The sequence below is a fragment of the Flavobacterium sp. S87F.05.LMB.W.Kidney.N genome (assembly GCF_004366435.1).
GTDB lineage: Bacteria > Bacteroidota > Bacteroidia > Flavobacteriales > Flavobacteriaceae > Flavobacterium.
In genome coordinates this window covers 173,830-196,755 of the sequence record NZ_SODX01000005.1, presented here as the reverse complement: position 1 = coordinate 196,755, position 22,926 = coordinate 173,830, and the positions used below count along the sequence as shown (strand labels likewise).

Sequence of the window (22,926 nt, the reverse complement as noted above, 5' to 3'; positions counted from 1 at the left end):
TTTCGTTACTTTAGAAACCTGACAGGTTTTAAAAACCTGTCAGGTTTAAAATTTATCAATAGTTTAAATTGATTTTCTAACAGGAAAATAATTCTCTTTCAAAATAATTTCTAACGGAATATAATGTGTACGTTCAACATCTTCTTGTAGAACCAATTTCTTATACAAATAATTAATCCCCTTATAACCTTGATCTTCTGGTCTTTGATTGATTAAAAAATCGATTATGCCTTTGTTTAAATATTCGATATTTTCTTTCAACAAATCAAAACCAATAATACGGACACCTTTTATATTGTTTTTTTCTAAAAATCCAGCGACAATATAAGCTCTGGAATTTGGCACAAAAATGCTGCTTACGCCAGAAAACATTTCCAAATTCAACTGATCTATTTTGGAATCTTTTAAAGTGACTTCTGAAAATTTAAAATTCGTCAGTTCGTTATGATCTTTAAAATAAGAATAAAATCCATCGATACGCTGTAAGTATACCGAAGTACTTTCAATTTCTCTCGTAATTTTAAAAATCAAAACTTGTCTCTCATTTTTTACTGCAAAACTGATTAATCTTCCCGCTAAATAACCGCTCTGAAAAGCATCTTGCCCTACGTACGCATGTTCATTTCCTTCAGAAATATTAGAATCAATCATTACAACTGGAATATTCTTCTTTTGATATTCTTTTAAAAACTGAACAGAATCTTCATAAAATATAGGCGCAAATAATAAACCGTCACAATCAAACTGCATTACTTTTTGAACAGTTTCTTGAAATGAGATCAGATTGTAATCGTAGAAAAAATAATCCAATACAATTCCAAATTTGCTAAACTCCAAGGCTGCTTTTTCAATCCCGTCAACCTGACTTTTCCAATATTCCAAGGTTTCAGACTTTGGAAGAAAAACTGCAAAATGAAATTTTTTATTTAACGCCAGATTACTTGCCAGTATATTTCTTTTATAACCAAATTCCTCAATTATAGCATTAACCTTATCCACAGTTTCCTGCGCCACTTGTCCGCGCTTATGTATAATTCTATCGACTGTTCCCGGCGAAACATTAGCTAATTCGGCAATTTTCTTAATTGTTATGATATTGATTCTTTTTAAGTTAAAAAAATAAAAGCAGTGCAGTAAATTTAATTTATTTTATTAAAAATAAGTTGTTTTACACTTCATTTTACATACATTTGTAAAATACCGTGTACGCACACGCAAATATACACATAACATTAAAAAAACAATTATTTTTTCTGTTAATCAACTAAAATACACGATTAAAAAACTAAATAATATCTAACCAAATGATAGTAGATTCACTACACAACGCAGCAAAATATTACGGTCTGCATCCCAATTTTAAAAAAGCATTCGATTATGTAAATCAAAATGATATTGCCAATCTGGAAGAGGGCGCTTTTGAAATTGGCGAAGGCTTAAAACTAATTGTAATTGTCGGACAAGGAAATACAAAAGAAGAAGCCGTTAAAGGTTTTGAATGCCACGACAAAAACATAGACATTCAGATTTCAATAAAAGGACCAGAAACTTTTGCCTGGAAACCGAGAGAGAAATGTGTAAACCCAAATGGCGATTACAGCGACGAAAGAGATGTTCGCTTTTTTCATGATGCTCCAGATACTTTCTTTCAATTGCAGGAAAAACAATTTGCCATATTATTTCCTGAAGATGTACACACCGCAATGATTGGAGAAGGTGAATTGAAAAAAATTGTAATTAAAGTAAAAATATAAGCCATGAGTACCATTCAGAATTCTATTGATGTCATTATAAAACAAGGAATGCTTCCCTTATATTTTAATGCTGACGAAAATAAAAGTATTGCCGTTTTAAAAACACTTTATAACGTGGGAATTAGAGCCGTGGAATATACAAGCAGAGGTCCTGAAGCTCTTTCTAATTTTAAGAAATTAATTGAAATTAGAAACGCCGAAATGCCAGGAATGCTTTTAGGAATTGGTACTATTAAAAACTTAGCGCAGGCAGAAACTTATTTCTTGGCTGGAGCTGACTTTTTTATAAGTCCGGGTTTTGTTCCTGAAGTAGCTTCATTTTTAATTGGTAAAGAGGTTTTATACGCGCCTGGCTGCATGACTCCAACTGAAATTATTGCTGCTGAAAATGCCGGAGTTCAATTCATCAAACTTTTCCCTGGAAATATTTTAGGGCCAGACTTTATGAGTGCTATCAAAGATGTTTTTCCAAACTTAATTTTTATGCCGACTGGAGGTGTTGATACTACCCGTCAAAGTATTGAAACTTGGTTTAATGCTGGTGTTTCTGCTGTGGGAATGGGAAGTAAATTAATCAGTAAAAATGTTATGGAATACGAAGCTTACGATACAATCGAAAATGAGACTAAAAGAGTATTAGAACTGATTGGAGCAATAAGAGGTTAAAATTAAAATTCCAATTTTTGAAATACCAAATTCCAAACTCAAAGCGGAATCAGATAAACTTAAAAATTAAACTAAATGTTAATCATACTTTATCTTTCAAATTGAAATTTGGAATTTAAACTATTGATTTTTTAAATAACTAAATAATGGATTCAATATTCAATCTAAAAGGTAAAATTGCACTTATAACAGGTGGTGCGGGAGTATTAGGAAGCAACTTTGCAAACGTTCTGGCTAAACAAGGTGTTGTTGTTGGAATTGTTTCTCAATCGCTGGAAAAAGCAGAGAAAACGGTACAAAGCATAGAAGCAAATGGCGGCCAGGCATTTGCCATTCAGGCGAATGTTTTAAACAAAGAAGAATTAGAAAGGGCAAAAGATTTTATCGTAGAAAAATACGGTCGTCTGGATATTCTAATTAACGCTGCAGGAGGAAATATGCCGGGTGCGACAATTCAGCCCGACCAAGCTGTTTATGATATGAAAACAGATGATTTGCAAAAGGTTGTCGATTTGAATATTATTGGAACTATGCTTCCATCTCAGGTTTTTGCGGCGCTTTTTGCTAAACAGAAATCAGGAAATATCATTAATATTTCATCCGCATCGGCACAAAGACCTTTAACTAGAGTTGTAGGTTATTCGGCATCAAAAGCGGCAATTGATAACTTCACACAATGGATGGCAGTTGAACTGGCCCAAAAATATGGCGAAGGAATTCGTGTAAACGCTATTTCTCCTGGATTTTTTATTGGAGAACAAAACCGCGCTTTATTATTAACTCCAGAAGGAAAACTAACGTCAAGAGGCGAAAAAATCATCGATCATACACCAATGGGAAGATTTGGAACACCAGAAGATATTGACGGTGCGCTTTTGTTTTTATGCAGCGATATGTCAAAATTCGTGACTGGAACAATCTTAAAAGTCGACGGAGGTTTTGCTGCAACAAGCATTTAAGATTTCTCACGTCCTGCAGGGTTTCTAAAACCTTGTAGGTATGTTTTTTATTTATATAGATAATAATTTAAACCTACAAGGTTTTGGAAACCTTTCAGGAATCAAACCAAAAACAAATAAAACATGGAACAAACATTAAGATGGTTCGGACCAAATGACCCTGTTTCTTTACAAGATATAGCACAAACTGGAGCAACCGGAATTGTAACCGCATTACATCATATTCCAAACGGAGAAGTTTGGAGCATCGACGAAATCATTAAACGAAAAGTTGAAATTGAACACGAAAACGGTGATCCTAAAAAAGGGGCTTCTGGTTTAACTTGGTCGGTTGTGGAGAGTATTCCGGTTCATGAAGACATTAAAAAACAAACTGGAAATTACCTTCAATACATTGAAAATTATAAAGAAAGCATTCGAAATCTGGCTTTATGCGGCATCAAATGTGTCTGCTATAATTTCATGCCCGTTTTAGACTGGTCAAGAACCGATTTATCTTATACGGTTGAAGACGGTTCTAAAGCACTTCGTTTTGACATTAATGCTTTTGCGGCTTTTGAATTGTTCATTTTAAAAAGACCAGGCGCAGAAAAAGAATATTCTGAAACTCAAATTCAAAAAGCAAAAAGTTATTTTGAAGCCATGACAGATGAAGATAAAGTAAAATTACAACGTAATATTCTAGCGGGACTTCCAGGTGCCGAAGAAGCTTATACGGTTGAAGATTTCTTAGTTACTTTAAGTGCTTATAATCATATTGACAGACAGGCTTTAAAAGATAATTTATTTTACTTTTTACAGCAGATTATTCCAGTTGCCGAAAGTAAAGGTGTCTTAATGGCTATTCACCCTGACGATCCACCTTACCCTATTTTAGGTTTACCAAGAGTAGTAAGCACGGAAGAAGATTTAGTGGAATTAATGAATGCAGCGCCGTCTCCATCAAACGGATTTACAATGTGTACAGGTTCTTATGGCGTTAGAGCCGATAATGATTTACCCGGAATTGTAAGACGTCACGGCGATAAAATGAATTTTATCCATTTAAGAAGCACGCAGAGAGATGAGGAAGGAAGTTTCTACGAAGCCAATCATCTTGAAGGTGATGTTGATATGTACGAAGTGGTAAAAGCGATTTTAGAAGTCGAAAAAAGAAATAACAGCAAATTGCCGATGCGCCCAGATCACGGTCACCAAATGCTGGATGATTTGAAGAAAAAAACAAATCCGGGTTATTCTGCAATTGGCCGTTTAAGAGGCTTGGCAGAATTGCGAGGACTTGAATTGGGGATTAAGCGATCTTTATAATTTGCTTGCCACGAAGGCACTAAGGCACAAAGTTTTTTTTAAAGCTTTATCGCAAAGTCGCGAAGATTTATATTTCACACTGCCGATAGCTATCGGGAGCGTGAAATAAAAAAATAAAAAAACTTTGTGCCTTAGTGCCTTTGCGGCAAACAAAAAACTAACTAACCACACAACCACAAAAACCATGATTCGTCCAGCCATAACTATCTTTTGCAGCCTTGTTGTAAATATTACAATGGCGCAGGAATTACCAAAAATTATTACTTCAAAAACCAATTACCTTCCTGATTTTAGCTATGCAGGTTATCATTTTGGAGAAAGCAAACTTCCAGAAACCGAAGGAAAAATTATTAATACCGCTGATTTTGGCGTAAAAGCAAATGACAATCTAGACGACTCAAAAGCATTCCTCAAAGCTTTAAAAGCAGCAAATGCAGTCGATGGAAATGTAATTTTACAATTACCCGCAGGCCGAATTATTCTAAGCGATATTCTCTACATCGAAAGAAGCAATTTTGTACTTCGCGGTGCAGGTTCTGGTGAAAACGGAACTGAAATCTACTGCCCAAGACCAATGATGTATCTTAAAGATCCTGAATCTCTTGCGGAACTTAGAGAATACCTAACCTCTTTTGATAAAAGACAACGCGAACCCGAAAATAATATTGATTTGCCTTTTTCACAATATGCATGGTCGGGAGGTTTTATCTGGACACAGATTCCCAATGAACGTGTGAAATCTTATTTGGATAAATATGAACCCGAACCTAATGTGTTAGCAAAAGTCAGTTCTGGAAAAATGGGTGAATTTGTCATTAATATTTCCGAAGTGAAAAATTTAAAAGTCGGCGATATTGTCGAATTGCAGTTGTTTAATAAGGATGGCGAAAACGGCGAAATTATAAAAGATTTATATCAAGGGGCAAAAGTCAAGCCTGGTTCGCATCATTGGAAATTTCCAAAACTTCCAATTGTAAGACAGCAAGTTGAAATCATTAAAATATCTTCCTCTAAAATTACTTTAAAAACACCTTTAACCATTTCGATAAAGCCAAGTTACCATGCACAACTCGTCGAATGGAAACATTTAAATGAAGTGGGAATTGAAAATTTACGTTTTACTTTTCCCGATATTCCGAGAGTGGCGCATCACGTTGAACCCGGAAATAATGCGATTTTCCTAACGCGCCTTTTTAACAGCTGGGTAAAAGACGTCAAAATTACCAATGCCGACAGCGGTATTCTAGCCGAAGAAGTTTCTAATGTAACCGTTCAGGATATCATTACCGATGGTCCTCATTTATCGCATTATACCGTAACTTTAGGAGGCGTTCATAATGTTTTAGTCAAGAACTTAAAAATCTACAATAAAGCAGTTCACCCGTTGAGCTTCAATACTTTTTCTACTAAAAATGTGTATCAAAATTGTGAGATTTTTGAAGACGCTCTTTTAGACCAGCATTCGGGAGCAAATCATCAAAATTTGTTTGATAATATTACGGTTCATATTACTGCTGATAAAAATAACAGCTATTACCTATTTGGCGGCGGCGGAGCGGATTACTGGAAACCTTCGCACGGACCTTTCAGTACTTTTTGGAACTTAAATGTTCAGGTTTCAAACCCTGATCCACTTAAACCTGTTTTATTATACGGAATGAAAGACGGTGCTTTCGCCAGAATCATTGGCGTTCATGGAAATACGAAATTTGAAATCAAATACGATGTTGATCCCTATATTGAGTTTTTAAATAAAGCCATTGAAAAAATTCCGTCAATATATGAGTATCAGCTTAAAAAGCGATTAGAATAATTTCGAAAAGTCATTAAAACAAAAGGCTTTATTTGTTCATTATAATCATTAATTAAGAATAGTTTGTCATTTCGATCCCGAGGCTTCGGGAGAGAAATCTTCGTAAGTTGCTCCATATAGGATGTTGCCAATCTTTGTAGAGCTACTAGTGGAGATTTCTCCTTCGTCGAAATGACAAAAATGAGAAAAGCTTTGCGTTTTAGCGACTTTGCGAGATTAAATCATAAGTAGAAACTTTGCACCTTTGCCCCCTTTGCCTCTCTGAACCTTAAAAAAAAACGCTATGAAATTCAAAATAGCTCTTTTGTTTATCGTATTTATCAGCGGAAACCTGTTTTCCCAAAATAAATACCGTCTTAAAAACATCTCTACGACCGACGGACTTTCGCAGAGTTCTGTCATTGCCATCCATCAGGATAAATTTGGGCAGATGTGGTTTGGTACACGAGACGGATTAAATAAATACGATGGCAGCCGATTTACTATTTTTAGAAATGATGCCAATGATAAATCGTCTATCAGCAACAATGATATCTTGGCAATTGAAGAAGATAACTCTGGTAAAATCTGGGTGGGAACTTACAATGGATTAAACTGTTATGATCCTGTTTTGAATAAATTTACAAGATATCTGCATACCAAAGCCAATCACACGATAAGTAATAACGCCGTTTGGAGCATTAAGGAAATTGGCAACGAAATGTGGTTTGGAACTTCAAAAGGATTAACGATTTACAATAAAAAATCTGGATTATTTACTTCGGTTTTCCATTCAGACGATGATGCTTCTACCCTTCCAAGCAATAATATTCTAAGCATTCTAAAAACCAAAAAAGGAGAAATCTGGATTGGAACTACAAAAGGTTTATGTCAGCTAACCAATCGAAAAAACGGTAAATTTCAGTTTAAAAATTATCCGCTTAATAATGTTGATTTATTGAATGTGCAGTCGGTTATAGAAGATAAAAATGGTAATTTATGGGTTGGAACAAAAAATAAAGGTCTTTTAAAATTCGATCAAAAACAGAAATCTTATGTTTCTTTTTTGGACAATGAAAAGTTCAGAGAAATTAATCCCGACATTCGATCTTTAGTAATTGACAATCAAGGTTCTTTATGGATTGGAGCTTATGACGGAATCTATATTTTAGGTTTGGATAAAAGTCTGCAGAAAATAAACAACAGCAATAACAGTAACGGAATCGACAAAGTAAAGTCACTTTTTAAGGACAAAAAAGGTTCTATTTGGATTGGCTGTTATTACAAAGGCGTGAATCTTTGGGACGTTTCAAATGTCAATTTTTCTAATTACAATCAAAATTCAAAAAAGATTCCGATGAGTTTTGATGTTGTGAGTTCGATTATTGCAGATAAAAACCAGAATATTTATTTTGGAACAGAAGGCGGCGGCATTACGATTTATAATAAAAGTACAGAAACCACAAGCTACATCAACAGCAAAACTGGGCAGACAAATAAAAATGACATCAAATCGATGTGTCTTTCTGACGATCGTATTTTATGGATTGGTACTTTTTCTAAAGGATTATCTGCCTACAATACTATTACGAAAAGAATTGAAGACAATCGAATTGCTTCTGATTTAACGGATTTACTGAAAGAAACCGGTGTATATTCTCTTAAAACAGAAGGCAGTATTTTATGGATTGGAACTTTTGGAAAGGGATTAATTCGCTATAATACAATTGATAAAACTTTCCAGCTAATTGGAAACGACAATACAAAATCTGTTTTTCTGACCAATAATATTATCCGAACTATTTTAGTCGACAAACATAATTTTCTTTGGGTTGGAACTCAAAACGGACTGAACCGCATCCCGTTACGAAATTTTAATCCGAAGCAATATGCAATTCAGCATTTCTTTTACGATCATTCCTCTTTATCAGGCGATGATATTTTGACTTTGTTTCAGGATTCTCAAAACAAAATCTGGGTCGGAACAAAAGCAAAAGGACTTCAGTATTTTGATGGAAAAAAATTCAACCGCATCAATCTCAGATTTGGAAGTACTTTAATTACTTCTATACATTCTATTTTAGAAGATGATGATAAAAACCTATGGATCAGCACCAATCAGGGAATTATCAAATACAATACAAATCAAAAAAACATTGTCATTTACGATCAAAAAGATGGATTGGCAAGTAATGAATTCAATGACAATTCGGCTTTAAAATTAAGTTCAAATCAATTTTATTTTGGAAGCCCGTCTGGCGCGACTTATTTTGATGCATCCAAAATTTCCTTAAATCAATATGCCCCGCAGGTTTTAATTACCGATTTGAAAATTAAAAATAAAACCATAAATCCAGGCGATTCAGCTGAAATTTTAGAGAAAAGCATTGGTTTTACGCAAACTATTACCTTAGATTATGACAAAGCCAATTTCTCTATAAACTTTGCAATTCCAAATTACATTCGATCCAAAAACAATCAATACAGCTATCGCTTAACGGGTTTGGAAAACAACTGGACTACTACAAAAAATTCAGAAGCCAATTTTGCTATTCAAAATCCGGGAACTTACACTTTTGAAGTCCGCGGTGCCAATAACGACGGCATTTGGAACAAAACTCCAACGACACTTACCGTAATTGTAAATCCGGCTCCTTGGCGCAGCATTTGGGCATTTTTGCTGTACGGAATCATAATTGGGTTAGGTTTATACGGTTTGATCTGGATTATGAAATCGAAAGCCAGATTGAAACAAAAACTCGAATTGGAATATCTGGAAAGCAAACGTGTGGAAGAAAACAACCGTGCTAAACTGGATTTCTTTACCAATATTTCGCACGAATTCAGAACGCCTTTAACATTGATTTTAGGTCCGTTACAGCAAATTCTGGCTGACTATAACGGAACGAACGAAATGTATAAAAAGCTTTTAGTAATTGAAGGAAGCGCGAATCATTTGCTGAGTTTAATTAACCGACTAATGGATTTTAGAAAACTGGAAAATAATCAGGCAACGCTGGAATCTGCAAACGGAAACATTGTAAAATTCACTAAAGAAATCTTTTTATCGTTTATAGAATATGCCAAAGACGGCGGTTACGAGTATACTTTTGAAACTGATGATGAAGAAATTCTGGTTTATTTTGACCGATACAAACTCGAACGTGTTTTTTATAATTTGATTTCGAATGCGTTTCGATACACACCAAAAGGCGGTTCAATCAACATTAAAATAAATCACGACCAAGAAAATCTTTTTATTGCTGTTGAAGATTCTGGAGTTGGTATTTCGGAAGAACACATCGATAAAATTTTTGATTTGTTTTTTGAAATTCCGATGCACAATCAAGTTCAAAAAAACTACAATAAAGGAACTGGAATTGGACTTTCGATTGTAAAAAACATTGTAAAACTGCACAAAGGAAATATTGATGTTAAGAACAAACCAACAGGCGGTGTGATTTTTAAGGTTACACTTCCGCTTGGGCGAAACCACCTTTTAGACAGCGAAATTATTCCCGATTTTAAAATCAGTGATGATATTGCACAATATACAGCACAATTAGAACCATCGGAAGTAATTGAAAACGAAGACATCGAAGATTTAATTGTAAACGACGAAAAACAAACGATTTTAATTGTTGAAGATCACAAGGTTTTGAGAAAGTTCATGAAAAACCTGCTCAAAAAAGATTATAATATAATTGAGGCCGAAAACGGAAAAATTGCTTTTGAAAAAGCACTAAAATTTGTTCCAAATTTGATTATCAGTGATGTTATTATGCCAGAAATGGTTGGAACAGAACTTTGCTCGAAAATAAAAGAAAATCTCAAAACCAGTCATATTCCGGTTATTTTATTAACTTCGAGATCTTCATTGGTTTATAAATTTGAAGGATTGGAAAGCGGTGCCGATGATTATATCAGTAAACCATTCAATTTAATGGAATTCAGACTTCGCGTTAAAAACATTCTAAACACGACTGAACGTTTAAAAATCAAATTTTCAAGCGAAGACAGTTTTATTCCATCAGAAATCACCGTTTCTTCTTTGGATGAAGAATTATTGAAAAAAGCATTTAAAATTGTAGAAGAAAACATTTCAAACGAACAATTTGATATTCCCTTCTTCTGTTCAGAATTAGGTGTCAGCCGTACCATGTTATTTCTAAAAATCAAAGCTTGGACCAATTGCACACCAAACGAATTCATACATGAAATCAGATTAAAACGTGCGGCTCAATTATTAGAACAAAATAAATTAAATGTTTCAGAAGTAAGCTATAAAGTCGGTTTTAACAATCCGAAATACTTCAGCAAATGCTTTCAAAAAAAATACGGAGAAACGCCGTCGCAATACGCAGACAAATTTTATAAAAAGTGTGAGATGTAAAGTGTGAAATGTTAGATGTGAAATGTGAAATGTGTGAATGTGAAAATTTGAATTGCTAGATGTGAACATCTTTTACTTTTCACTTTTTACTTTTTACTTTTTATTTTTCACTTTTTACATCTAACATCTCACGTCTAACATTTCACTTTTCAATTTTCACATCTCACATCTCACATCTCACATCTCACATTTTACGTAAACAATCCGCATTTTTAAAGGCTTAAAAAAGGGTATCTGTATTTTTAGATACCCTTTTTTGTATTTCTATTTCTTTTTTGGCTTCTACATTTGCCATATGAAAATCAAAAAAACAAACTTCTTATTACTACAGATTCTGTTTGTCATTGTGATAATCGGAATGAGTTTATTGCTTTTCTACTTTATCTAACTTATTAACCTTAAAACCAAAAAATGAATGTTTACAAACCAAAAAAACAAACCGTTTAAATGGTGTTTACTGGTATCTTTTTTACTGGTAAATTTCATGATGAATGCGCAGGAAAGAAAAGTAACTGGAAAAGTTACTTCGAGCGAAGATTTACTCGGACTTCCTGGGGCGAATGTCTATATTAAAAATTCATCTGTAGGCGCATCTGCAGATATGGACGGAAATTATACTGTTATCGTTTCAGAAAAAAATGCTGTTTTAGTTTTCAATTTTGTCGGATTTCAAACTGTAGAAATTCCAGTTGGAAACAAAACCGTAATCAACGTAAGTTTAAAACCGGATACAAAAGCCCTTGACGAAGTAATCGTAGTAGGTTACGGAACGCGTAAAAAGAGCGACATCACTGGTTCTGTATCTTCTGTAACAGCAAAAGAATTAACCGCGTTTCCACTTTTAAATGCAGAACAAGCTTTGCAAGGCCGTGCTGCGGGTGTTTCTGTAATGACTAATAACGGTGGTGAACCTGGTGCTCCAGTGAAAATCAGGGTGCGTGGCGGAACTTCGATTAATGCCAGCGGTGATGCACTTATTGTCGTTGATGGTTTTGCAGGAGTTTCGATGCCGGCACCTCAGGATATTGCTTCTATTGAGGTTTTAAAAGATGCTTCGGCTACTGCAATTTACGGATCTCGAGGTTCAAACGGGGTTATCATGGTAACAACTAAAAAAGGAAAACCAGGAAAACCTGTTATTGAATTTAGTAATTCTACTTCAATCCAATCAGTAAATAACAAATTACATTTATTAAATGCTGATCAGTTTGCAGCATACAGACAAAGTTTTACAACGCACACACAAGGACCTGCAAATACAGACTGGCAGGATGTTATTTACCGAGATGGAATGATTTCGAATACACAATTATCATTTTCTGGCGGATCTGACAATGTGAGATATTATGTTTCGGGAACGTATTTCAACCAAGATGGAGTTGTAATTAATTCAGGAATTGATAAATACACCATAGTAGGAAATCTTGAAGCTGATTTGTCTCCAAAATTCAAAGTCGGTTTAAATACTTTTACAAGCAAACAAAACAAAGAAGGAATTATCAGCCAGACAGGAGCTGGAGGAACTGGTGCTGCGGGTGTAATTGCAGCTGCGTACAGATTTATGCCTGACAAAGGAATTTACAACGCTGACGGAACTTACACTACAACAGCTCCAATTGGGGATGATATTGATAATCCGTACGCTACGGCAATGGAAAATATTCTGGAAACGGTTTCTATTGTAAACAGAAGCAATTTCTTTGCCCAATATCAGATTACTAAAGATCTTGATTTTAAAACTACTTTAGGTTTAACCGATAATAATTCGCAGACGGGAAGGTTTATTCCTTCTACTTTAATTGCCGGAAAAAATATCAAAGGAGAAGCTTCTGTAAACAATACCAGATTTTCTTCTTTTTTAACAGAAAACTACCTGACGTTCAAACGTGAAATTATTGAAAAAGGAATTTTGACGGTTCTTGGCGGGTATTCCTATCAAAAAAATAAAAATGAAAGTTCATATGCTGCTTCAAGAGGATTTTTAACCAATACCAATTCGTATAGAAATTTAGGCGCTGGAACTGTATTTTTAAAACCAGATTCAAATTTATCTGAAACGGAATTAATTTCTGCTTTCGGAAGGTTGAATTTTGATTATGACGATAAGTATTTACTAACTTTTACAGCCAGACGAGACGGTTCTTCAAGCTTTAGTAAAAACTACAAATACGGAACCTTTCCTTCTGGTGCAATTGGGTGGAACATAGGAAAAGAGAATTTCCTAAAAGACAGCAAAATGGTCTCTAATCTAAAATTAAGAGCGAGTTATGGAGCAACAGGAAACCCTTCAATTGGCGCCTACTCTACTTTATCGCGATTCTCTGAAATTTATGATGTGAGCGGTGACGTAATTGTAAATGCGGTGCAATTGACTTCTTTGGATAATCCGAATTTGAAATGGGAAACTTCCTATCAGCAGGATTACGGAATTGATTTAGGTTTATTTGATAACCGAATCAGTATTACGGCTGATTATTATAAAACAATTACTAAAGATCTATTGTTTAACAGACCTTTACCTGGAATTTCAGGAATTGCTTCGCAGCTTCAAAACGTTGGGGAATTAGAAAATAAAGGATGGGAATTAGGAATCAACACTAAAAACTTTATTGGTGCAGATTTTACTTGGTCAACAAACTTTAATATTTCTTCCAACAAAAATAAAGTACTAAAACTAGCTGATAATAAAGATCTTTTAATCAACTCTGCTCCAGGCCACTTCTTGGCAACTGAATCTCAGATTTTGAGAGTGGGTCAGCCAGTTGGTTCTTTCTTCGGATTTATTTATGACGGCGTAATTCAGCAAGGTGAAGCGGTGTTGCCAGGAAATTTTGAAACAGCTGCAGGAGGAGAAAAATTCAGAGATTACAATGGCGACGGAAAATTAGATTCTCAGGATAAAACAATCATCGGAAATCCAAATCCAGATTTCATCTTCGGGTTCAACAATGATTTCACTTATAAAAATCTGGATTTAAATATTTTCTTCCAAGGTTCACAAGGAAATCAAATCTTAAACTATACTTTGATGGAATTAGCCTCGGGAAATAACAATGCAACAACTGAGGTTTTAGATGCTTGGACACCCACAAATACAGATACAAATGTTCCTGCAAATGCTGCCAGAACCAAAAGAATCACTTCTAGATTTGTGTATGATGGAAGTTACATTCGTTTGAAAAACATCTCTTTAGGATATAGTTTAGATGAAAAAATTGTTTCGAAAATGGGATTAAGTAAAGTTCGTTTTTACATCAGTGCACAAAACCTTTGGACGATTACAGATTATCCTGGTTCAGATCCTGAAACGAATTACTTAAACGACACCAATTCAAGAAGTAACACCAATTTAGGATTGGATTATGGAGGATATCCGAACGTGAGAACATTTACAGCAGGATTTAATGTGAAATTTTAATCTAAAACCACTATGAAAAAATATATAGCTCTTCTTTGCTTAGGAACAATGAATTTCTTCAGTTGTTCTGATCTGGAAGAAAAACCAGTAGGAATTATTCGTCCAGATAACTTTTTTAACAATACAGACGATTTACAAGCCGCTGTAAACGGTGCTTTTGCCAATATTGCCCACAATAACTATTGGGGAAGAGAATTTACAATTGCCTTAATGCTTCGCGATGATATGGCAGATATTGGCGACAGAACTACTCAGGCCGCGCGTATCGATGTAAATGATATGAGTATGAACGATACTAATGCGCTTGTTGCAAACTTTTGGCCGCAGTCGTACGTAATAATTACCGCAGCCAATCAAGCTATTGAAGGCGCTAAGAAAACACCTGGCGATCCTGCAAAAGTAAATGCAATTGTGGCTCAGGCTTATTTTGCAAGAGCTTTTACGTACTATCATTTGGTTCGCCTTTTTGGAGATATTCCATATGTTGATTTTGTTGTAAATGATGTGGCGCAGGTAAACTCTTTAAGTAAAACCAAAGAAGCAGATGTTTACCCAAAAATAATTGCCGATTTAGAATTTGCAAAACAATGGCTGGATGATAAACCAAAAGTAAAAGCAGTGCCAGGAAAAGGTACAGCAGCCGGTTATTTAGCATCTGTTTATCTGACTTTAGGCAATTACCAAAAAGCCTATGATGAAGCCAAATATGTAATTACAAACGAAGCCAAATTTGGTTTAGGTTTAGATGCTGATTTTCAAGATTTATTCAATGCCACAAAAACAGCTTCACTTAAAGAACCATTATTTACAGTTGATTTTAACAACTTAACATCTGGAAACTACGGTCAGGATTATACAGCATTTTTTACAGGATCTTTAAAAGATGACAGTTACAGCTACGGACAAGGGTTTTCTGTTGCCGTTCCATCTTTAAAAGTATTTCAAACTTGGGATCAAAGAGATTATAGAAGAGCAGTAAGCTTTGATACGATTATCAGAAAGAAAACTGGTCCAGGCGGTTCACTGCAAGTTTATCCTTCAAGCGATAATGAGAAAGCGCCTCGTCCGCACATTGCTAAATATTTCCGCTTTCCAGGAAAAGCAGGTGCTAACGGAAGAACTTCGCAGCACAATTACATTACAATGCGTTTTGCAGAAGTTCTACTAACGGCTGCTGAAGCTTTAAACGAAATCAATCCCGGAACAACAGAAGCTGACGGCTATGTAAACCGTGTTCGTGCAAGAGCGAGAAACAAAGCTGGAAAACTGGTTTCTTTTCCTGCAAATGTAACACCTGGATTGTCTCAGACAGATTTTAGAAAAATGGTAATTGACGAAAGAAGATTAGAACTGGCATTCGAATACATTAGATGGTACGATATTAAGAGACTAAAAAATGGTCCTGAAGTATTTGGTCCGAATGGTCTTGAACCTCATCCAAATTTTGATCCAAACAGAGATTATTTATGGCCATTGCCTGGAACAGAATTGGCAATCAATCCGAATCTAAAACCAAATAATCCTGGGTATTAATTAAACGCAGATGAAACGGATTTGCTATCGCAAAAACGCTGATCAAACGGATTTTTTTATTACGTCACGCGTAATTGGTTTCCCTCAGATTTAGCAGATAAAGTAAAAAAAAATCTGCCAAATCTGCCAAATCTGCGAGAGAATAAAATCCGTATAAATCCGCGTTTTCGCGATAGCTAATCTGTCAAATCCGCGTCTAAAAATTACGATCACAAAATATTTAATATGAAGAATGTCAGTTTCATTTCTTTAATTCTTGGGTTTGCATCGCTGGTAACAGCGTGCAAATCCGGAATTAATACTCACACAAAAACTACCTCTGCAGCGACAGAAAAACTGGAAACGCGTTACAAAATGTTACTCGATTATCCAGTCGATTCGATGTCTATGCCTAGAAGTATGAATATAAAAACTCTTGAAATTCGTAAAGTGCCGTCGAGAGATTGGACAAGCGGTTTTTTTGCTGGAAATCTTTGGCAATTGTACCGACTTACAGGCGATTCAAAATATAAAGAACAAGCTCAAAAATGGACTCCTTTCAGCAAAAAAGAAAGTGTCAACAGTAATTCGCATGACGTAGGTTTTAAAGTGTTTTGCAGTTTTGGAGAAGCTCTAAAAGTGGAAAACAAAAAAGAATACGAAGCGGTAATTATTAAAGGCGCTGAAACTTTGTGTACAAGGTTCAATCCAAAAGTGGGTTCGATTCGTTCTTGGGATTTCAACAAGGAAATTTGGGATTATCCTGTAATCATCGACAATATGATGAATCTGGAATTGCTTTTTGAAGCTTCAAAATTATCTGGAAACAATAAATACCGTGATGTAGCGATTCAGCATGCCAATACAACTCTAAAAAACCAGTTTAGAGCAGATAGCTCTTGTTATCATGTTATCGATTATAATCCAACGACTGGCGAAGTGAGAAAGAAAACTACGCTTCAAGGTTATAATGACGATTCGGTTTGGGCACGTGGGCAAGCTTGGGCAGTATACGGATTTACGATGTCCTATCGATATACAAAAGATCCTGCCTATTTAAAACAAGCCGAAGCGACAGCTAAGTTTTTTATAACCAATAAAAACCTGCCAGAAGATGGAATTCCGTATTGGGATTTTAAAGATCCGAGTATTCCAAATTCTCCTCGAGATGTTTCTGCAGCAATGGTTATGGCATCAGCATTATATGAGCTGTATGGTTATACTAAAAATGATACTTATCTGGCTTTCGCCGATAAACTGATGGCTTCGGTACAAACCGATAAATACATTTTAGACACCACAATTAAAGCGCCTTTTCTTTTTGACCACAGTACAGGAAACTGGCCTAAACACGATGAAATTGACGAACCAATAATCTACGCCGATTATTATTTTCTAGAAGCATTAATAAAGGTACAAAGGCTCAAAGGTTCAAAGTAACAAAGGTTTTGAATCTTTGAATCTTTGAGCCAGAAAACCTTTAAACCTTTGTAACTATGAACCTTTGTAACTATGAATAAACCGAATAAAACTTTTTCAATTTTTGCGCTTTTTGTTTTGTTTCAAATTTGTCTGAGCAGCTTTGCTCAGACAAAAAGAAACATTAATGACAACTGGCTTTATTTAGAAAATCATACAACAAACCTCAGCGAAGCCGAAAAAGCTTCAAACTGGATTTCTCTTAATTTACCACATACCTGGAACGCCGAAGATGCAACCGATTTATATCCGGGTTACAGACGCGATGCCAGCTGGTATCAGAAGAAACTAGACATTCCGCAAATCGATAAAAACCGTGTTTATTCCTTATATTTTGAAGGTTCAAATGTTACCACAAAAGTATATGTAAACGGAAAAGAAGCTGGTTCGCATATTGGCGGATATATTGGCTTTTCAATTGACATTACCAACTTTATTAAAGAAGGAAACAACGATATTTTTGTTCGAGTTGATAATAGTTACGACATCGAAATTATCCCGTCTCAAAAGAGTGATTTCTTTATTTATGGCGGAATCACGCGCGATGTGTGGCTGGTTTCGAAATACAAAAATCATATCGAAAATATAAAAATTACAACTCCTGAAGTTTCTGCCAAAAAAGCTTCAGTGCAAATCGTTTCTACTTTTGTTAATTCAGATAATTCAAAAGATTTATCATTAACCGTAACACTTAAAAATCCGAAAGGAAAAAAAGTGGCAAGTAAAACAATTCCTGTTACCGATAAAACTTCGACAGTCACTTTCGAAAACATCAAAAATCCAGAACTTTGGGATACCGAAAAACCTAATTTATATAAATTAAGCGCTATTTTATCAGAAAAAAATCAAATTAAGGACAGTGTTTCTGAAAAAGTAGGTTTTAGATGGTTTGAATTTAAAGATCATGGTCCGTTTTACCTTAACGGAAAACGCTTGCTAATTCGCGGTACGCATCGTCATGAAGAACAAGCGGGAGTTGGCGCCGCTATGAGCAACGAACAGCATTGGGCAGACATGAAATCAATCAAAGAAATGGGCGCTAATTTTGTTCGCTTAGCACATTATCCACAAGACCCTGAAATATATAAAGCTTGTGATGAACTTGGTCTTTTGGTTTGGGATGAACTGCCTTGGTGCCGTGGCGGAATTGGCAACGATGTCTGGAAAACCAATACCAAAAACATGCTTGAGGAAATCATTACTCAAAACTACAATCATCCGAGTATTATTATCTGGTCTTTAGGAAACGAAATCAATTGGCTTCCAGACTTCCCTGATGGAGATAATGCAGATAAAACCAATGTTTTTTTAAATGAGCTAAACGAAATTGCTCATAAACTGGATCCAACTAGAAAAACCGCGATTAGAAAATACTACGAAGGATCGCATATTGTGGATGTTTTTTCACCTTCGATTTGGTCGGGCTGGTATTCTGGAAGTTATAAAAGCTACCAGAAAGCAATTGATGTTTATAAAAAAGAATACAAGCATTTTATTCATGCCGAATATGGCGGAGACAGTCATGTTGGCCGTCATAGCGAAAATCCAATTACAGGCGAAAATGTAATAAAAGCAGAAGGATGGGAAGAAGCCATTGTACAGACTAAAATCGCTAACATTGCTCAAATTGGAGATTGGAGCGAAAATTATATAGTTGATTTGTTCGATTGGCATTTGCATATATCCGAGAATGATCCAACGTTTGTGGGAAATATTCAATGGGCATTTAAGGATTTTGCAACGCCATTACGTCCAGAAGATGATATTCCGTATATGAACCAAAAAGGATTAACAGACCGAAACGGAATTCCAAAAGATGCGTATTATGTTTTTAAAAGCTATTGGGCAAAAGAGCCTTTTACATACATAGAATCGCATACCTGGACAGAAAGACAAGGTCCAGAAAATACTCCGAGAACGATCAGTGTTTTTAGTAACTGCGAGAAAGTGACTTTACTTCATAACGGAAAATCTCTTGGCGAAAAACAAAGAAATCTTTCGCTATATCCTGCAAATGGTTTAACTTGGGATGTCAATTTTAAAAAAGGAGAAAATATCCTAATTGCTATTGGTAAAAATAAAGATGGCAAAACGGTTTCTGACACCATAAAAGTCAATTACCGTTTCAATAAAAATGATACGGCTTCTTCGTTGCAATTATCTTCAGAAAAACTGAAAAACGGTAATTATCTGGTAACAGCAATTGCAATTGACAACAATAATTTACGCTGTCTGGATTATGAAGCGAGTGTTTATTTTCAATGTATGAAAGGCGGTAAAACGTTAAAAAATCAAGGAACGCCAACGGGAAGTGAATCTATAAGAATGGCAAACGGAAAGGCTTCTATTGAAGTTGTTCCAGACGGTTCAGGCAATCCGATTGAAATGACGGCATTGAATCAGAGTTTTAAAGGGGAATATTTAAAGATTTCTGTTGAGTAAAAAGATTCTGAGATGCTAAGGCACTAAGATTCTAAGTTTTTTTTAGTCTAGTTGTCATCCTGACAAAAAAATAGTAAAAAAACTTCGTGCCTTAGCGTCTTCGTGGCAAAACACAATTACAAAACAAATTATAATACAATGAAAAGACTATTAACCACATTACTCCTTACCTATTCCTTTCTGGGATTTGCACAAAATTTAATCTCAAACGTTCCAAACCGAAATACGACTTCTTTAAACGGCGTTTGGAATTACATTATAGATCCTTATCAAACGGGATTTTACAGCTTTCACCTTGATCAGTACGACAAACAGGAAAAACCAGCAAAAGGCGCATTTTTCACTAATTACCATGCTCAAAACAAACAGGAGCTGGTAGAATATGATTTTGATAAATCGCCAACTATTACTATTCCAGGCGATTGGAATTCGCAGGTTACGGAACTGAAATATTATGAAGGAAATGTATGGTTTAAAAAGTCTTTCGATTACAATTTAGCAGCTAACAAACGTCTGTTTTTATATTTGGGCGCCATCAACTACAAAGCTGATGTTTATTTAAACGGGAAAAAACTCGGAACTCACATTGGTGGTTTTACGCCGTTTAATTACGAAGTGACTTCGATTGTTCAGCCAAAAGACAATTATTTGGTTATAAAAGTGGATAATACGCGCCATAAAGAAGATGTTCCAACTGTGAATACCGATTGGTGGAATTATGGCGGAATTACTCGTGATATAACTTTAATTGAGGAAGAAAATTCATTTGTTGAAGATTATACGATTCAGCTTAAAAAGAATAATGCCAGTATTATTTCTGGATTCATTAAAATCAATAATCTTAACTCGGCACAAAATCAAGTTTCGATTGCTATTCCTGAATTGAAGATTAATTACAAAGGAAAAATTGCTGCCGGCGGTATTTTAAACTTTGAAATCCCAGCCAAAAAAATCTCTTACTGGTCGCCAGAAAATCCGAAATTATATGATGTAACTGTTAATTTTAACGGACAAAAATTAAACGATCAAATTGGTTTTAGAACAATTGAAACGCAAGGAGACAAAATCTTATTAAATGGAAAACCAATCTTTTTAAGAGGGATTTCAATTCACGAAGAAAATGCTAAAGGCGGACGCGCTAATTCTGAAGAAGATGCATTGCGTTTATTGAATTGGGCAAAAGAACTAGGCTGCAACTATGTTCGTCTGGCACATTATCCGCATAACGAAAACATGGTTAGAGAGGCGGATAAAATGGGATTAATGGTTTGGGAAGAAATTCCAGTTTACTGGACGGTAGAATTTACTAACAAAGAAACTTATCAAAATGCTGAAGATCAATTAACGGCTTCTATCATCAGAGATAAAAACAGAGCTTCGATTATTATTTGGTCAATGGCGAATGAAACACCAATCTCAGATGCGAGAAATACATTTATCACAAATTTGGCCGCACATACAAGAGTACTAGATAATACGAGATTAGTCAGCGCGGCTTTATTAACTAAAAAAGAAACAATTGATGACCCAATTGGAGAAATATTGGATGTTGTAGCTTTTAATCAGTACTTAGGCTGGTACGGCGGTAATCTTGAAGATGCTGAAAAAATAACATGGAAATCGAAATATAATAAGCCTATTATTGTTTCTGAATTTGGAGGAGATGCCAAGCAAGGTTTTCACGGAGAAAAGAACGAACGCTGGACAGAAGAATATCAGGAATATTTATACATTCAGAACTTAAAAATGATCGAAAAAATTCCCCACTTAAGCGGATTAAGTCCATGGATTTTAGTTGATTTTAGATCTCCAAAACGTCTTCTTCCCGGTATTCAGGATGGATACAATCGTAAAGGATTAATTTCAAACGATGGTAATAAAAAGAAAGCTTTTTACATTATGCAGGACTGGTACGCCAAAAAGAAAAACGAATAAGAAAAAAACTATTCATATCATTTCAATCAGAAATAAAAACTGTTATCAATTCATTAACAAAAAACAAACTGTAATTATATGATTTTTCTTCATTATTAACTTACTTTGTAGTTATTCTAAAAATTGTAATCCTATGAAAAAATTAAGTTTACTGGCAGTTACTTTATTTGCTGCCTTCACAGTTCAAGCTCAAGACATAGTAAAGTTTGCTCCGCTTGATGCAAGTCCGGTTGACATTTCTTATTTCCCAAACAAAGCAGTAAAATTCAAAAAAACAGATAATCCAAATCCAGTTGTAAAAGTTCTGTATTCAAGACCTTCTGTAAAAGGACGTACAATTTTTGGTGACGTAGTGAAATTCGGAGAGGTTTGGAGAGTTGGTGCTAATGAAAATACAGAGATTAAGTTTTACAAAGATGTAACTATTGGCGGTAAAAAAGTTCCTGCAGGATATTACAGTTTATTTGCTATTCCAGAAAAAGATAAATGGACTATTATTATCAACAAAGAATTGGATTTATGGGGTGGATATGCTTATGACGAAAGTAAAGATGTTGTAAGAGTTTCAATTCCTGTTAAACCAGTATCTGATGTAATCGAAGCTTTATCAATCGCTTTTACTACACAGGGTTCTGTTGCCAACTTAGTTATAGGATGGGATAAAACAACGGTTGAATTGCCAATTACGATTAAATAATTAATCGTTTATTAGATATAAAAAAAAGAGACATTTTACGATGTCTCTTTTTTTACATTAGCTAATTGCCTATCTGCCAAAACAATTCATTAAAAGGTTCATTAACAAACTCTTTTGTTAGTGAATATCCATAGGGATAAATACCATCTTCTAAACCATTTTCTACTCTCTTCATAGTTTTTTGCGCAGGAAAACAAACCGTTTGATTTGGAAGTTTAACTGAGAAATTTATTTCTCCTTTAGGATCAGTGTCATCTGTAATCAATATAGAATTTGGAACATTCCGTATTAAAGTTTTTGCTACATAACTGGAGACAGCAAAAATAATACTTCCCAAATTTTCACTTAGTCTCCCGTTAGGTTTTGGTTTATTGCTAATAAGATTATTTTGAAAAAATCTATCAATTTCAATTAAACTATTAATAGAATAATCTAAATTGTAATTATCAGCTTTAAAGGCATTCACTACCCAAGCAGCATATTCATTGATGTCTTCAGCTAAATTTGCCATAAAAATTTCTATTAAATTTAGTGCAAAAATATATTTCACAGAATAATCTTAAATCCTTGA

At 34.8% G+C, this 22,926-nt stretch carries 14 protein-coding genes; 12 read left to right on the top strand and 2 right to left on the bottom strand.

The window, feature by feature from the left end:
• Positions 1 to 63: 63 nt before the first annotated feature.
• Entirely contained in the window at positions 64 to 1,077 is a 1,014-nt protein-coding gene (locus EDB96_RS16395) for a LacI family DNA-binding transcriptional regulator (RefSeq protein WP_134141987.1), read from the bottom strand.
• 227 nt (positions 1,078 to 1,304) lie between these two features.
• Here EDB96_RS16395 and EDB96_RS16390 point away from each other — a divergent pair, with 227 nt between their 5' ends.
• The 12 genes from EDB96_RS16390 to EDB96_RS16335 all read left to right on the top strand — a co-directional run bounded on the left by EDB96_RS16390 (position 1,305) and on the right by EDB96_RS16335 (position 22,355).
• A complete protein-coding gene (locus EDB96_RS16390; RefSeq protein ID WP_134141985.1) occupies positions 1,305 to 1,754 on the top strand; it encodes a YhcH/YjgK/YiaL family protein in 450 nt (149 codons plus the stop codon).
• A 3-nt stretch (positions 1,755 to 1,757) separates the two neighbouring features.
• Complete coding sequence (locus EDB96_RS16385) at positions 1,758 to 2,420, top strand: bifunctional 4-hydroxy-2-oxoglutarate aldolase/2-dehydro-3-deoxy-phosphogluconate aldolase (protein ID WP_134141984.1); 663 nt, start codon at positions 1,758 to 1,760, stop codon at positions 2,418 to 2,420.
• Between the two features lie 146 nt (positions 2,421 to 2,566).
• On the top strand, positions 2,567 to 3,379 hold the full coding sequence (locus EDB96_RS16380) for an SDR family oxidoreductase (protein WP_134141983.1): 813 nt from the start codon (positions 2,567 to 2,569) through the stop codon (positions 3,377 to 3,379).
• A gap of 123 nt (positions 3,380 to 3,502) precedes the next feature.
• Positions 3,503 to 4,687, top strand: coding sequence for a mannonate dehydratase (gene uxuA, locus EDB96_RS16375; protein ID WP_134141981.1), 1,185 nt, complete (start codon positions 3,503 to 3,505; stop codon positions 4,685 to 4,687).
• A gap of 184 nt (positions 4,688 to 4,871) precedes the next feature.
• Positions 4,872 to 6,500 (top strand): hypothetical protein, encoded by a 1,629-nt coding sequence (locus EDB96_RS16370; RefSeq protein WP_134141979.1) that lies wholly within the window; start codon positions 4,872 to 4,874, stop codon positions 6,498 to 6,500.
• A gap of 283 nt (positions 6,501 to 6,783) precedes the next feature.
• A complete protein-coding gene (locus EDB96_RS16365) occupies positions 6,784 to 10,872 on the top strand; it encodes a two-component regulator propeller domain-containing protein (protein WP_134141977.1) in 4,089 nt (1,362 codons plus the stop codon).
• 415 nt (positions 10,873 to 11,287) lie between these two features.
• The gene (locus EDB96_RS16360; protein WP_134141975.1) at positions 11,288 to 14,290 is read left to right on the top strand and encodes a SusC/RagA family TonB-linked outer membrane protein; all 3,003 of its coding nucleotides are present in this window, start codon (positions 11,288 to 11,290) and stop codon (positions 14,288 to 14,290) included.
• A gap of 12 nt (positions 14,291 to 14,302) precedes the next feature.
• A complete protein-coding gene (locus EDB96_RS16355; protein ID WP_057116152.1) occupies positions 14,303 to 15,823 on the top strand; it encodes a RagB/SusD family nutrient uptake outer membrane protein in 1,521 nt (506 codons plus the stop codon).
• A 225-nt stretch (positions 15,824 to 16,048) separates the two neighbouring features.
• On the top strand, positions 16,049 to 17,242 hold the full coding sequence (locus EDB96_RS16350; RefSeq protein WP_134141974.1) for a glycoside hydrolase family 88 protein: 1,194 nt from the start codon (positions 16,049 to 16,051) through the stop codon (positions 17,240 to 17,242).
• A gap of 72 nt (positions 17,243 to 17,314) precedes the next feature.
• Positions 17,315 to 19,723 (top strand): glycoside hydrolase family 2 protein, encoded by a 2,409-nt coding sequence (locus EDB96_RS16345; protein WP_134141972.1) that lies wholly within the window; start codon positions 17,315 to 17,317, stop codon positions 19,721 to 19,723.
• A 138-nt stretch (positions 19,724 to 19,861) separates the two neighbouring features.
• Positions 19,862 to 21,658 carry a glycoside hydrolase family 2 protein gene (locus tag EDB96_RS16340; protein WP_134141971.1) on the top strand — a complete coding sequence of 599 codons (1,797 nt, stop codon included), beginning with the start codon at positions 19,862 to 19,864 and terminating at the stop codon, positions 21,656 to 21,658.
• 133 nt (positions 21,659 to 21,791) lie between these two features.
• Positions 21,792 to 22,355, top strand: coding sequence for a DUF2911 domain-containing protein (locus EDB96_RS16335; RefSeq protein WP_134141970.1), 564 nt, complete (start codon positions 21,792 to 21,794; stop codon positions 22,353 to 22,355).
• Between the two features lie 61 nt (positions 22,356 to 22,416).
• Here EDB96_RS16335 and EDB96_RS16330 read toward each other — a convergent pair whose 3' ends face one another.
• Positions 22,417 to 22,866 (bottom strand): hypothetical protein, encoded by a 450-nt coding sequence (locus EDB96_RS16330; RefSeq protein ID WP_057116155.1) that lies wholly within the window; start codon positions 22,864 to 22,866, stop codon positions 22,417 to 22,419.
• Positions 22,867 to 22,926: the final 60 nt, after the last annotated feature.

Coding starts and splice junctions, on each gene's coding strand:
- EDB96_RS16370 (WP_134141979.1), top strand. CDS start 4,872: ATGATTCGTCCAGCCATAACTATCTTTTGCAGCCTTGTTGTAAATATT.
- EDB96_RS16335 (WP_134141970.1), top strand. CDS start 21,792: ATGAAAAAATTAAGTTTACTGGCAGTTACTTTATTTGCTGCCTTCACA.
- EDB96_RS16350 (WP_134141974.1), top strand. CDS start 16,049: ATGAAGAATGTCAGTTTCATTTCTTTAATTCTTGGGTTTGCATCGCTG.
- EDB96_RS16385 (WP_134141984.1), top strand. CDS start 1,758: ATGAGTACCATTCAGAATTCTATTGATGTCATTATAAAACAAGGAATG.
- EDB96_RS16355 (WP_057116152.1), top strand. CDS start 14,303: ATGAAAAAATATATAGCTCTTCTTTGCTTAGGAACAATGAATTTCTTC.
- uxuA (WP_134141981.1), top strand. CDS start 3,503: ATGGAACAAACATTAAGATGGTTCGGACCAAATGACCCTGTTTCTTTA.
- EDB96_RS16360 (WP_134141975.1), top strand. CDS start 11,288: ATGTTTACAAACCAAAAAAACAAACCGTTTAAATGGTGTTTACTGGTA.
- EDB96_RS16365 (WP_134141977.1), top strand. CDS start 6,784: ATGAAATTCAAAATAGCTCTTTTGTTTATCGTATTTATCAGCGGAAAC.
- EDB96_RS16330 (WP_057116155.1), bottom strand. CDS start 22,866: ATGGCAAATTTAGCTGAAGACATCAATGAATATGCTGCTTGGGTAGTG.
- EDB96_RS16390 (WP_134141985.1), top strand. CDS start 1,305: ATGATAGTAGATTCACTACACAACGCAGCAAAATATTACGGTCTGCAT.
- EDB96_RS16380 (WP_134141983.1), top strand. CDS start 2,567: ATGGATTCAATATTCAATCTAAAAGGTAAAATTGCACTTATAACAGGT.
- EDB96_RS16345 (WP_134141972.1), top strand. CDS start 17,315: ATGAATAAACCGAATAAAACTTTTTCAATTTTTGCGCTTTTTGTTTTG.
- EDB96_RS16340 (WP_134141971.1), top strand. CDS start 19,862: ATGAAAAGACTATTAACCACATTACTCCTTACCTATTCCTTTCTGGGA.